Here is a 14,053-nt window from a genome sequence, read left to right as displayed (position 1 = left end):
GGTGTCGGTCGACTTCAACCACAACCCGGCATCGAGCAATTTCGATGCGACCCTGACCAAGGTCTCCGGCCGCCTGGTGAAGGTGTCCTCGTGGTACGACAACGAGTGGGGCTTCTCCAACCGCATGCTCGACACCACCGTGGCCTTGATGTCCGCCAAATAAGCAGACCTCTCCGTCGCCAGCAAAACGCCCCACATGTTGGGGCGTTTTGTTATATTTGCCACTGTCATCGCCGACGCTTGAAGGAGCATGCATGAAGCGCATCAAAAAATTGCTGGCGGAAAACAAAGGGTTTTTGTTTTTTCTGTTTGGAATGATCGCGGTGCGCAGCGCGGTCGCGGATTGGTACGGCGTTCCTTCCGGCTCCATGTATCCGACCTTGATGATCGGCGATCGCATCATTGCGGACCGTCTTGCTTACGATCTCAAGATTCCCTTCACCGATGTGATCGTCAAACATATCGCGGACCCGAAGCGGGGTGACATCGTTACGTTCAGTTCGCCCGAAAGCGGCGATCGCCTGGTCAAGCGCGTTGTCGGCCTGCCGGGCGACATCGTCGAAATGCGCGGCGAGCAACTGATCATCAATGGTGAAAAAGCCACTTATGCAGCCGCCGACGGCAACGTCGCCACGCAACTCAGCCCGGATTACTCCGGCCGCCAACTGGTTCTGAACGAGAGGCTTCCCGACAATGAACACCCGATCATCGTCATGCCGGAACGCGCGGCTGCACGCTCCTTCGGCCCGGTTACCGTGCCGGAGGGGCAGTACCTGATGCTCGGTGATAATCGTGATGCCAGCAAGGACTCGCGCTATATCGGTTTTGTCAAACGCGAACTGATTACCGGTCGGGTGAAGCACGTCGCGTTTTCCCTGGATACCGGCAAATACTACTTGCCGCGGAGCGATCGAGTCGGTGTTTCGTTGCAATAATTGACGACTTGTCCGGAATGGCTTTTCACCAGTGCGGCCATGCGACGATAAGCGCTTCCGCCTTGGCGCTGTCGACCGGGCTTGAGAAGTAGTATCCCTGGCCGTATTCGACCTTCAGCTCGCGCAGCTTCGCCAACTGGGCCTCGGTTTCCACGCCTTCCGCGATCAAATCCATGCCCAGCGTGTGCGCGAGGGTGACAATGGCCTGGATGACGTCGATGTCACGGCTGCCGGTATCCAGCCGGCGCACGAAAGAGGCATCGATCTTGAGCGTATTGACCGGGAAGCGGTGCAGATAAGAGAGCGACGAGTAGCCAGTACCGAAATCATCCATCAGCAACTTGATGCCCTTGCCGCGCAACTTCACCAATGCCGCGGCGGCTTCTTCCGCATGTTCCATGATCACGGTTTCCGTCACCTCCAGCTTGAGGCTTTGCGTATCCAGCGCGGTTTCCTCCAGCACCTCTTCGATCTGCTCCATCAGGTTTGTCTGGGCAAACTGACGGCCGGAAAGATTGACGCTCATTTGCATGGGCGGCAAATCCGGAAACTTGATTTGCCATGCGCGCATCTGCCGGCATGCCTCGGCCAGTACCCAACGCCCGATGTGAATGATCAGGCCGGTTTCTTCGGTTAATGGAATGAATTCGTTCGGCAACACAAGCGTTCCGTCCGGCCGACGCATGCGTACCAATGCCTCGAACCCGGCGAGTCGGCCGCTATCGAGCGCCACAATGGGCTGGTAGTACACCACGAATTCCTGGCCCTTGGTTACCGCCTGTCGCAGCCGGGTTTCCATGTCGAGCAAGGCGACCACGCGCGTACGCATATCCGACGCAAACACCTCGCAGCACGCGCCTCCTCGCCCCAGGGCACGATGGTTGGCGGTCGCCGCGTCGCGCAGGATATCGGCCGGATCGGAATAGGATGGCTTGCTCAGCACGACACCGATGCTTGCCGTCGTGTACACCTCGTGATCTTCCAGCTGATAGGCGGTCGCCAGGCTAGTCTGCAAATGCTCGGCAAAACGTATCGCCTCGTTCGCATCCTTGACGTCATTCAGCAGAAGTGCGAACTCATCGCCGCCGAGATGCGCGACGGTCTCGCCGACGCGCAGGCAAGCGCTGAGCCGCAAACCGACGTTGATCAGCAACTGGTCTCCCACGGTTCGTCCGAGACTGTTGGAAATGATGCGAAATCGGTCGAGGCTCAGCAGCATCAGCGCAAAGCTGAAGTCGTTGCGCAGGCGCGCCTGTTTCATCGCCTCGCCCAAGCGATCGAGCAGCAAGGCGCGATTGGGCAACCCGGTCAGGCTATCGTACAAGGGCTCTTCTTCGATAACCGAGGCAATCATTGCCCGCGCCGATGCGGCCCCGATCACGCCGGCCAGTTGCGTCTCCGACATGTTGACAAGGTCCGCGTCCGCTTCTCGAGGCCAGTCCATGCCTTGCTGCTTTGCATAATTGCTGAAGGCCGCCACTGCGCGCGCCGGGCCGAGAAAGCGCGACAGCAGGGCATGCAGCTCCGGAAGCGATCCCCTGATCCGCAAAATCCGCTCGGGCGTGCTGCGTTCGTGCTTGAATACATCGACGAACAGCGCTGCCTGGGTCTGCTCGAGCGCCGTTTCGCCCGTCATCACGGAAACGCCGATAAAAGCGCCGATGTTGGCGAACATGCTCCAAATCATCGCGTGCGTAATCTCGTCCAGTCCTTCCAGGCCGAATAACTGCAATGGCCGCAGGAATGCGATGCCGAACGGTCCGTGGTCCAGCAAGCTCATCGGCAGCCAGCCAGAACGTGCCAGGGCCGGCAGCATCAAGGTATAAACCCACACCGTGAACCCGGCGCCCAGGCCAGCAAGTGCGCCCGCGCGCGTCGCGCCTTTCCAGTAAATTCCGCCCAGCACGGCAGGAGCGAACTGCGCGACGGCGGCGAAGGAAATCAGACCGATTGATACCAGTGCATACGCCTCGCTTGCCCAACGGTAATACCCATACGCGAGCAGCATGCCGAGCATGATGGTAACGCGACGTATGCGGAGCACCAGCCGGGATAGATCCTGGCGTTCCGACAGCTTCAGACGCTTGATGCGCAGCAGCGTCGGCATGACGATGTCATTGCACACCATCGTAGACAGGGCAATGCTCTCGACGATGACCATCCCCGTTGCGGCGGAAAAACCGCCGATGAATACGAGCAAGGCGAGCGCGTTCTGATGCTGGGACAAGGGCAGCGTCAGCACGAAGGTGTCGGGGTTGGCCGTCGCGTCCTGGAAATGGAGCAGGCCGCCGAAAGTGATGGGCAGTACAAAGAGGTTAAACAAGAGCAAATAGAGCGGGAACAGCCAGATTGCCTTGTTCAAATGCGACTCGTCGACGTTTTCGACCACGGCGACCTGGAACTGCCGAGGAAGGAAGATGATCGCCAGCATCGACACGAAGGCAACCGAGAACAAGGATGCCCAGCTGTGATACACGTCCTCCGAAGCGCCGCCAATGACGAAGACGGCGCGTGCTTCGGGCAGCTGCGATGCTTTCGAGAATACATCGCCGAAGCCGTCATACATGCCGTAGGTGACGAATGCGCCGACGGCCAGGAATGCCAGCAGCTTGACGAGCGACTCGAACGCGATGGCGGCCACCATGCCTTCATGACGTTCGGCCGCGTCCAGGTGGCGTGCACCGAACAGAATGGTGAAGGCGCCCAGGATCAGTGCCACGTAGAAGGCGGTATCCATCAGCACCGGTACATATTCGCCTTCCGCCCTGACGACATCGGGGAAATGCATCAACATGCTGAAGCTGACTGATATGGCCTTCAGTTGCAACGACATATAGGGTGTAACGCCCACCACGGCAATGGTGGCGACCAGTCCCGCGAGCAGCGTGCTCTTCCCATAGCGTGAGGAAACAAAGTCCGCCAGCGAAGTAATGTGGTTGTCCTTCGCGATGCGGATGATCTTGCGCAACACGATCCACCACAACGTGGCCATCACCGTCGGGCCGAGGTATACCGGCAAGAAACCGATCCCGCTGCCGGCTGCGCGCCCGACGCTACCATAGAATGTCCAGGCCGTTGCATACACCGCCAGCGACAGTGAGTACACATAAGGATTGGCAATGATACTGCGTCCCTGGGCGGCGGCTCTATCGCCGTAATAGGCAATCGCGAACAATACCCCAAGGTAGGAAAACGCAGCAAGCGCAATTAGCCATCCTGGGAGCATTTAACGCCTGTTCGAGGAAACGTACGGTTAGGCATTGCTTTACTTCTTCTCGACAACAAAGGCGAGCAATGCAATCAGCAATCCCCAGGCTGCGAACACGTAGAAATACAGCAAGGGAATTCCGGCCACTGTTGACGGCTGGTTGAACAGAGTCAGCAGCGGAAAATTGAAGAGTGCGTTTCCCAATAGGAACAATGCGGCGAGGCGCTGGCCCTTGACGTTTGATTTGATCATGCAATCTCCATGGCAAGTTGCCGCCGCGTTTTTGCGCGAGGCAGCGCCGAAGCTTACTTACTATCAAAGTAGTAATTTATAGGGAGATTGCAAAGAGCGATAGCCGCATGCTTGCCGGCAATCTGCGCCGGCACGATCAAGTCGCTACGTCGCTATCCAATACGGAAGCCCACAGGTGCCGTACTTGCGCCGATTCGTGTACAACGCGTTCGGTTTCCACGCGCGCGCGATCATTGCCTTGCAGCCGAATCTCATGCTGCAACTTGCGGAAGCTGCGATAGGCGTTCGCCACTTCCTGCGCCATTGCCTTGTCGATCAGCCCGAGTTCGCCGCACAGCTTCAACAAGGCGATGTTGCCGATGTCGGCTGTCAGTTGCGGATACTGCGCGGCATGCCGCAGAACCAGGAACTGCACGATGAACTCGATGTCGATCATGCCGCCGGCATCATGCTTGATGTCGAACAGGGCAGTGCGGTTGGGATGCGCCTCATGCATTTTCCTGCGCATGGTCAGCACTTCCTGCCTGAGCTTTTCTTCGTCCCGTGGCTGCCGCAATACCGATTCACGGATTGCTTCGAAGCGCGCGCCGATTGTCGCGTCACCGGCGCAAAACCGGGCGCGCGTTAATGCCTGGTGCTCCCATACCCACGCCGATTCAGTCTGATACTTCTCGAACGCAGTCAGGCGCGACACGAGCAGACCGCTGGCGCCGTCCGGGCGCAGGGCGATATCGATGTCGAACAGAATGCCGGCCGGCGTATGGGTGGTCATCCAGGTGATGAACCGTTGCGCCAGCTTTGCGTACAGGGCCGGCGCCTCCTGATCGTCGTCGTCGAACAGGAAGATGACATCCAGGTCCGATGCGTAGCCGAGTTCCTTGCCGCCCAGTTTGCCGTAAGCGATGACGGCAAACTTCGGATCTTCCCGATGGCGATTGTGGATCGATTGCCATACCGCCTTGACCGTCGCGTCGACCAGGATGTCGGCCAGTGCCGACAGATGGTCGGCCAGCCGTTCGACGGTGAGATCGCCCTCCAGGTCCTGCGCCAGCAAACGGAACAGCTGTGCGTGGTGCAAGTCGCGCAGTACGTTCATCTGATGTTCGGTATCGCCCTGGCTGGCATCGAGCTGGTGCCGGACCTCCCGCCCGAATGCCGGCCAGTCCGGCGCGGCCTTCAGGGTGCGGTCCTCGAGCAGCTCGTCCAGCAGGATAGGGTGGCGCGTGAGGTATTTTGCCGCCCAGTCGCTCGCACTCATCATGCGGATCACGCGTTCCAGCGTGTGCGGGTATTCGGTGAGCAGCGCCAGATAGGCGGCGCGGCGGGCGATCGCCTCGAAGAAATCGAGCAGCCGGCCGAGCGTCGCGTTGTGTGCCTTGGTATTGCTGGCGATGAGCGGCAGCGCCGCATTGATCAATGCCATCAGCTTGTTGCGGCTGGCCTCCGGCAGCGATTGCAACTTTGGCGACTGGCAAGTGAGCAGGAGGCGCTGCGTTGCCGTGGCTGCGTCGTCGAATTGAAGCGCTGCCAGGCGCGCTTCGATCGCTTCACGGTTATCGGCGTCGGACAGCACGATATTCGCGGCGCGCGGCGACTCCGCTTCGGCAGCCTGTCCGCCGCGCTTGTCGCTGAAGATGGCATCGAATTGCGCCGCCACGACCGCGCGGTGCGCATCGAGTTCTTCCAGCAGGGACTCGACATCGGTGAAACCCATCATCTTTGCAACGGTCAAGCGGTCTTCCGGATTGGCGGGCAAGGTGTGGGTCTGGGCATCGTCCAGATACTGCAGGCGATGTTCCAGGTTGCGCAGGAAGGTATACGCTTGCAGCAACTGATCGACTTCGGCTTGCGTGAGCAGCCCCTTGGCGGCCAGCGTCACCAGCGTCACGCGGGTCGAGCGGTCGCGCAGAGAAGCGTCGCGGCCCCCGCGGATCAGCTGGAACACCTGCGCCAGGAATTCCACTTCACGGATGCCGCCGCGCCCCAGCTTGACGTTGTTGGTACGGCCGGGATGACGCGCTTCCTGACGCTTCACTTCGGCACGAATCTGGGCATGCATGTCGCGCAGCGCTTCAATCGCGCCGAAATCGAGGTAGCGCCGATACACGAAGGGCTTGACGATGCTTTCCAGGGCCGCGATATCGGATGCGCGCCCGGTCAATGCGCGCGCCTTGACCCATGCATAACGCTCCCATTCGCGGCCTTGCACGATCAGATAGTCTTCCACCATGCCGAAGCTGGCTGCCAGCGGACCTGACGCGCCGTTCGGGCGCAATGCCATATCGACACGGAAGCTGAATCCGTCCTCGGTGATTTCCGATATCGCGCCAATCAGTTTCTTGCCGAGGCGCGTGAAGAATTCATGATTGGACAAAGGACGCTGCTCGGGCGAGGTCGTCCTGGTTTCGCCGTTTTCCGGGTACACGAATATCAGGTCGATGTCCGACGAGACATTCAGTTCGGCGCCGCCCAGCTTGCCCATGCCGAGGACGATCAGTTCCTGCGGCTCGCCCGATTCGATGCCGATCGGCGTGCCATGTGCCTCGATCATTTCCGTCGTCAAGGCGGCCACATGCGTTTGCACCGCGAATACGGCGAAGCTGCTGATGGTTGCAAGAACTTCGGCCAGATCGGCGCGTCCATTCAGGTCGCGCTCGATCAATGTGGCGACCACCAGATTGCGCACTCGCCGCATCGCGCGCTGCAAGGGCATGCCGGCCGCTGTTTCTTTTTGTAAAAGATGAGCAAAAATCGCGGGGGTAATAGATAATTGGGCAAGATCCGAAACCATGCCCGCCCGGGCTGGGGCCGCATTCAGCCATCGTGCGAAGAACCGGGATGCGACGGCACTGGTCAAATAAGATTGGGTCACAATATTGGGGATGAGATTGAAAGCCGTATGCTTTGCACTTGAATATCTGGTCGTTTGATCGACAAGACCGTAGCAGTCCTATGACCAGCCCTTTGATATCCATGCGAACGATTCGCATGTCAATTTGATCCTATTTTACGCCGCTTGTTTTCCGATTGATGTCCATTGACCAAAACATTCCGCGCAAGACTGCAGCCCGGTTGTCACGATGGTGGTATGCGCTGAAAGAATGTTATTTAATCGCCAATGCCCTGACCCATCATGCGCTCGGTGCGCTGTTCAAGATTGCAGTTCTTGCCTACTTCCTCTTCTGTGTACTGGTCCTCGGTCTGCGCTACGTCGTGCTGCCGAATATCGACAGCTACAAGCCCGACGTCGAACGCCTTGCCTCGCGCGCCATCGGCAACAAGGTATCGATCGAAAACATCGACGCATCATGGTCCGGATTGCGTCCGCGGCTGTCACTGGACAAGGTAGTCATTCATGACAAGTTCGGCAATCCGTCACTGACCTTGCCCAATGTGTCCGCCACTCTGTCATGGTGGACGCTGGTTGCCGGCGAGCTCCGCTTGCATCGCCTGATCATCGATCGTCCGGACATGGATGTATTGCGCGACGCCGATGGCAAGCTTTACGTCGCGGGCATCTTTATCGATACCGGCAAGAGCGGCAATGGCCAGGGTGCCGACTGGGTCCTGTCGCAGAACGAGATCGTGATTCGCGACGGGCGCTTGCGCTGGAACGATTACAAGCGCGCAGCCCCGGAACTGGTGCTGGACGACGTCAACTTGGTTCTGCACAATGAGTGGAACCATCATCGGTTCGCCCTGAAGGCAGTTCCGCCTTCTGCATTCGCCGCGCCGCTCGATGTGCGCGCGTCCTTTGTCCATCCGCACTTCGGCGGCAATGCATCCGACCCGACGAAGTGGAAGGGGGAGCTCTACGCCGACCTGCGCGATACTGATCTGACGGTCTGGAAGGCCTATGCCGACTATCCTATCGAGGTGCAGACCGGCAAAGGCTCGGTACGGGCATGGCTGAATTTCGATCGGTCGCGGGTTGCCGATTTCACTGCCGACCTGAGCCTGGCGAACGTGTCGGCGCGCTTGCGCAAGGATCTCGACCTCATGAATCTGGTCGCGGTCAGCGGGCGAGTGTCGGTGCGGGAGGATTTCGAGCGGAATGCCGAGGGCGGAAGACCGGCTTTCGGCCAGAACGGCCATTCCATTTCGCTCACCAATTTCAGTCTGAAGACGGATGACGGCTTGTACCTGCCGAACACGACGATCAAGGAAAGCTACGCTCCGGCGCAGAACGGGCATCTGGCCAGAACCGAGATCAACGCCAAACTGCTCGATCTGCAGACCATCGCCAATTTTGCGGAACGGCTGCCTCTGCCGGCGGAGCAGCGCCAGCTGCTGGCTGATTTCGCTCCAAGCGGCATGCTGCGGGATTTTTCCGCGCAATGGCATGGCTCCTATCCCGAAGTGTCGGCATACAACATCAAGGGCGAATTCACGGGCCTGTCGCTCAAGCCGCAGCCCGCGCGCGCCGCACGGGCCAAGGCGGCAGGCGTCCCGGCACAAGCCGCCGTGCCTGCCATTCCCGGTGTCGACAACCTGACCGGACGGGTCGAGGCCAATGACCGCGGCGGATTGCTCAGCCTGGCTTCGAGCAATCTGACCCTGCAACTGCCGGGGTATTTCTCCGATCCGGCAGTGCCTTTCGAACGTCTCAATGTGCAGGCCAACTGGGTATTTCAGGAAAATAATCAGCTGCTGGTCGATCTGCAGAAAATGGATTTCGTGCAGGATGGTCTGGCCGGCTCATTCTCGGGGCGGCACTTGATGCCGCTGGCCCGCAAGCCAGGAGCAACACAGGGCAGTACCGATATCAGTGGAAAACTGAATCGGCTGGAGTTGCAGAGTATCGGTCGCTACTTGCCGATCCAGACGCCGGACACCTTGCGTGCGTGGCTGACGGGCGCGCTCGTTGGCGGGACGCTGAAGGATGTCCGGCTCAAGCTGAAAGGCGACCTGGCGCAATTCCCTTTCCATGCCAGTGGCCATGGTGACAAGCCCAAAGGCGAGTTCAGCGTGATCGGGCGCATCGAAGACGGCAAGTTGAACTATGCGCCGGGAAAATTCGCCGACGATGGCAAGACGCCGCTCTGGCCATTGATTGACCAGATCAACGGCACGATTGCATTCGACCGCGCGCGAATGGAAATCACGGCGGATAGCGCGAGGACATCCGGCACCGCGCTGTCGCACGTGAAAGCCGTCATTCCGGACTTGTCGCATCACGACATGCTCCTCAATGTCGAAGGCGACGCCGCCGGGCCGCTGCAGGAGTTCCTCCGCTTCACCAACGAAAGCCCTGTCGCCGGCTGGATCGATCACTTCACGGAAGACACCAAGGGCAGCGGCAATGCAAAACTGGCCCTGAAGCTGCAACTTCCTTTGGGTCACCTGCCTGAAGCGAAGGTCAATGGAACGCTGCAATTTGCCGGCAACAATGTCACCTTGAAAAGCGTGATGCCGCCATTGTTTGCTGCGAATGGAAAGCTCGAGTTCCACGAAAAAGGCTTCTCCATCGGAGGCATCAAATCGACCTTCCTTGGCGGACCGGTGACCATATCGGGGGGGACGCAGCGCGACGGGTCGATTCTGGTAAAAGCCGACGGCAGCCTGACCGCCGAAGGTGTCCGCAAGATGTACTCGACCCCGGTCACGCAGCGCTCCTCCGAACGTATCACCGGCAGCACGCGCTACGCCACAACAATCCGCGTGAAGAACAAGCATCCCGAAATCGTCGTGGAATCCAATCTGAGCGGTATCGCCCTGGATTTCCCGGTACCTTTGCGCAAGACCGCCAATGAGAGTCTGCCATTGCGTTTCGAACTTGTCGGCTTGCCCTCGAACGATGCGTCGCTGGCGCGTGACGAAATGAAGCTGTCGCTCGGTTCCGCGATCTCCGCCCGTTATGAACGCCAGAAGGGGCCGGAAAAGGATGCGGAATGGCGCGTTGTACGCGGTGGCATCGGCGTCAATGTGCCGGCTCCGCAGCCCGACGCCGGACTGGTCGCCAATGTCAGCCTGAAGTCCCTGGACATCGACGCATGGCGTCGCGCGGTATCGTCTGTCGTTTCGGCGAGCAAACCCGGCGATACACGCAAGCAAGCGGATTCGCTTTCAATCGCGCAATACATCGATCCGGAAGTATTGGCGGCGCGCGCGACCGAGCTGGTCATCGAGGGGCGCACCCTCAACAACGTGGTGGTCGGAGCCTCGCATCAGAAGGGTACTTGGCAGGCCAACATCGATTCCGATCAGGTGTCGGGCTATGTCACCTGGGCGGAATCGCGCTCAGGACAAGGTCTCGGCCGGGTCACGGCGCGCCTGGCCTCGCTGATCATTCCCAAATCGGCGGCCTCCGATGTGACCGAGTTATTCGAAGGAAAGAGCACGACGACCCAGATGCCGGCGGTCGATGTGGTTGCCGAGAATTTCGAATTGTTCGGCAAGAAGTTCGGCCACCTGGAACTTCTGGCGCAAAACCGGCGCGGCTTTGCCGGCCGCGAATGGCGCATCGGCAAGCTCTCGATTACGAATCCCGATGCGGAATTGAAAGCCACCGGGAAATGGACGAACAAGGACGGCGAGAACCTGTCGAACCTGAATTACACGCTCAACATTACCGATGCCGGCAGGCTGCTTGATCGTTTTGGCTTCAACAATGTGCTGCGCGGCGGCAAGGGCAAGATGGAAGGCGATATCAGCTGGAAGGGCTTGCCGTTCTCCCTCGATATCCCGAGCCTGAATGGTCAACTGCGCCTTGACCTGGCGTCCGGCCAGTTCCTGAAAGTCGAGCCGGGCGCCGCAAAGTTGCTTGGCGTATTGAGCCTGCAATCGCTGCCGCGCCGTCTGGCACTCGATTTCAGGGATGTATTCTCGGAAGGCTTTGCATTCGACGGCGTCACCGCTTCGGCGAACATTGCAGATGGCGTGGCAAAGACTGATAACTTCAAGATGCGCGGTTCATCGGCGACTGTGCTGATTGACGGCAGTGCCGATGTCGACAAAGAAGTACAGAACCTGCATGTGGTGGTGATCCCGGAGATCAATGTCGGAACAGCGTCGGTCGTGTACGGACTTGCCGTCAACCCGGTGATCGGGGTGGGCAGTTTCCTCGCACAGTTGTTCCTGCGGGATCCGCTGATGAAAGCCTTTACGTTCGAGTATCAAGTGACCGGCCCATGGAAAGACCCGGTGGTCACCAAATTGTTGCGAAAGGCGCCTGGCCCTGCGCATGAAGCGGTCAGCAATTCCGGATAGGACGATTGAGACACGATGCCTACTGATGCCATAAAAGTCGCTGCGGTGCAGATGGTCTCCACGCCAGTCGTGGAAGAGAATTTTTCAGCCGCTCGCCGCCTGATCGGCGATGCCGCCCGGCAGGGCGCGCAGCTGGTATTGCTGCCGGAATACTGGCCCATCATGGGTATGAAGGAATCGGACAAGCTCGCATATGCGGAACAGCTTGATGCGGGTCCGATTCAGAAATTCATGGCCGAGATTGCGCGCGAACACCGAATTTGGCTCATCGGCGGCACCCTGCCCATGGTTGCCCCGGAGGCCGACAAGGTATTGAACACCATGATGGTGTACGACCCGCAAGGCGAGCACGTGGTGCGCTACGACAAGATCCACTTGTTCAGTTTTACCAAAGACAATGAATCCTACGACGAAGCGCGCACCATCGTGCACGGCACCAAGGTCGCAAGTTTCGAAGCGCCATTCGGCCGAGTCGGCCTATCGGTGTGCTACGACCTGCGGTTTCCGGAACTTTATCGCGCGATGGGCGATTGTGCGCTGATCGTCATGCCGGCGGCGTTCACCTATACCACCGGCAAGGCGCATTGGGAAATCCTGCTGCGCGCACGCGCCATCGAGAACCAGGGCTACGTACTGGCAGCCGCCCAGGGAGGTCAGCATCCCAATGGGCGCCGCACCTGGGGGCACAGCATGCTGATCGATCCCTGGGGCGAAGTGAAATCAGTGCTGCCGGAAGGAGAGGGAATCGTGATCGGCGACATCGATCCGGCGCATTTGCAGCGCGTGCGCGAGAGCTTGCCCGCGTTGAAACACCGCAAGCTGTAGGGCATTTCCAAGAGGGGAAAAGTTTCGTTCAAGATAACTGCGTTCACATGCAGGATTGCGCCGCGAACCAGAGCGCGAACGAATGCTCTACAATCTATTCACTTTACCAATCTGAATTCGCGCCGGCAGCGGCGCGTTGAACACCATGAATCTATTCGAACCCAACCTCCAGACCCTGGCCGCTGCTCGTGACATCCTGCTTGCGCCGTTCGGCCTGGATGAAGCGAAATTGATCAAGGCGATGAATGCGATCTTCACGCATCGCGTGGATTACGCCGATTTGTATTTCCAGTTCACCAAGAATGAAGGCTGGAGCCTGGAAGAAGGCATCGTCAAGACCGGTAGCTTCTCGATCGATCAGGGCGTCGGCGTGCGGGCAATTTCCGGCGACAAGACGGCATTTTCGTATTCCGACGAAATTTCCGAAAGCGCACTGCTGCAGGCTGCCGAGGCTACGCGCACCATTGCACGTCAAGGCGCAGGAAAGATCAAGGTTGCTTCGTCGATCCAGACCGCCGGCGGCCGATCCCTGTACCTGCCGAATGATCCTCTCGCCTCGCTTGATGCGACGGAGAAGGTCAAGCTGCTGGAGAAGATCGAACGCATTGCGCGCGCCAAGGATCCTCGCGTAGTGCAAGTGATGGCCGGACTGGCGGGCGAATATGACGTCGTGCTGGTGGTGCGCAGCGATGGTGTGCTCGCCGCCGATATCCGCCCCCTGGTGCGCGTTTCGATCACCGTGATTGCCGAGCAGAACGGGCGGCGCGAAGTCGGATCGAGCGGCGGCGGCGGGCGTTACGACTACGCGTATTTCAGCGATGATTTGCTGGAACGCTATGCCACCGAGGCCGTCGAATCGGCCATCGTCAATCTCGACGCACGCCCCGCTCCGGCAGGGACGATGACGGTGGTGCTTGGGCCGGGATGGCCGGGCGTGCTGCTGCATGAAGCGATCGGCCACGGCCTGGAAGGCGATTTCAATCGCAAGGGATCGAGCACCTTCTCCGGCCGCATTGGCGAGCGTGTCGCCGCCAAGGGGGTTACCGTGGTCGACGACGGCACCATCGCCAATCGTCGCGGTTCGCTCAACATCGACGACGAGGGCAATCCCACACAGTGCACGACGCTGATCGAAGACGGCATCCTGAAGGGCTATATTCAGGACACCATGAATGCGCGCCTGATGAAGATGCCGGTAACCGGCAATGCGCGCCGCGAATCCTATGCGCATCTGCCGATGCCGCGCATGACCAATACCTACATGCTTGCCGGTGACAGGGATCCGGACGAAATCATCGCTTCGGTGAAAAACGGCCTGTACGCCGTGAATTTCGGCGGCGGACAGGTCGATATCACGAACGGCAAATTCGTTTTTTCCGCCAGCGAAGCGTACATGATCGAGGACGGCAAGGTGACCTATCCGGTCAAGGGCGCAACCCTGATCGGCAACGGGCCGGATGTGCTGAACCGCGTGTCGATGATCGGCAGCGACATGCGTCTCGACAGCGGCGTCGGCGTGTGCGGCAAGGAAGGGCAGAGCGTACCGGTGGGCGTAGGCCAGCCGACCTTGCGGATCGATGGCGTGACGGTAGGCGGAACGGCGTAGGACCGCGTACCGTCATTG

The 14,053-nt window shown here is 59.5% G+C and carries 7 protein-coding genes and 1 pseudogene; 5 read left to right on the top strand and 3 right to left on the bottom strand.

The window, feature by feature from the left end; genetic code table 11:
* Both VJ651_RS09510 and lepB read left to right on the top strand, forming a co-directional pair.
* Positions 1-163: pseudogene (locus tag VJ651_RS09510) on the top strand (erythrose-4-phosphate dehydrogenase); the annotation flags it as partial.
* Positions 164-254: 91 nt separating this feature from the next.
* Positions 255-935 carry a signal peptidase I gene (gene lepB / locus VJ651_RS09505; RefSeq protein WP_324107224.1) on the top strand — a complete coding sequence of 227 codons (681 nt, stop codon included), beginning with the start codon at positions 255-257 and terminating at the stop codon, positions 933-935.
* Positions 936-960: 25 nt separating this feature from the next.
* Here the strand turns inward: lepB and VJ651_RS09500 are convergent, their stop codons facing one another.
* The 3 genes from VJ651_RS09500 to glnE form a co-directional block, all read right to left on the bottom strand.
* On the bottom strand, positions 961-4,161 hold the full coding sequence (locus VJ651_RS09500; RefSeq protein WP_324107223.1) for a sodium:solute symporter family transporter: 3,201 nt from the start codon (positions 4,159-4,161) through the stop codon (positions 961-963).
* Between the two features lie 39 nt (positions 4,162-4,200).
* The gene (locus tag VJ651_RS09495) at positions 4,201-4,395 is read right to left on the bottom strand and encodes a hypothetical protein (RefSeq protein ID WP_324107222.1); all 195 of its coding nucleotides are present in this window, start codon (positions 4,393-4,395) and stop codon (positions 4,201-4,203) included.
* 136 nt (positions 4,396-4,531) lie between these two features.
* Positions 4,532-7,267 carry a bifunctional [glutamate--ammonia ligase]-adenylyl-L-tyrosine phosphorylase/[glutamate--ammonia-ligase] adenylyltransferase gene (glnE, locus tag VJ651_RS09490; protein ID WP_324107221.1) on the bottom strand — a complete coding sequence of 912 codons (2,736 nt, stop codon included), beginning with the start codon at positions 7,265-7,267 and terminating at the stop codon, positions 4,532-4,534.
* A gap of 158 nt (positions 7,268-7,425) precedes the next feature.
* Between glnE and VJ651_RS09485 the strand changes: the two genes are divergently transcribed.
* The 3 genes from VJ651_RS09485 (at position 7,426) to tldD (ending at position 14,035) form a co-directional block, all read left to right on the top strand.
* On the top strand, positions 7,426-11,604 hold the full coding sequence (locus VJ651_RS09485; protein ID WP_324107220.1) for a YhdP family protein: 4,179 nt from the start codon (positions 7,426-7,428) through the stop codon (positions 11,602-11,604).
* Positions 11,605-11,619: 15 nt separating this feature from the next.
* Entirely contained in the window at positions 11,620-12,429 is an 810-nt protein-coding gene (locus VJ651_RS09480) for a carbon-nitrogen hydrolase family protein (RefSeq protein WP_324107219.1), read from the top strand.
* 145 nt (positions 12,430-12,574) lie between these two features.
* A complete protein-coding gene (gene tldD, locus VJ651_RS09475) occupies positions 12,575-14,035 on the top strand; it encodes a metalloprotease TldD (protein WP_324107218.1) in 1,461 nt (486 codons plus the stop codon).
* Positions 14,036-14,053: the final 18 nt, after the last annotated feature.

The sequence above is a fragment of the Noviherbaspirillum sp. genome, assembly GCF_035254865.1.
Taxonomy (GTDB): domain Bacteria; phylum Pseudomonadota; class Gammaproteobacteria; order Burkholderiales; family Burkholderiaceae_D; genus Noviherbaspirillum.
Note: the sequence above shows the minus strand (reverse complement) of the source record. Positions and strands in the feature narration are given on the sequence as shown.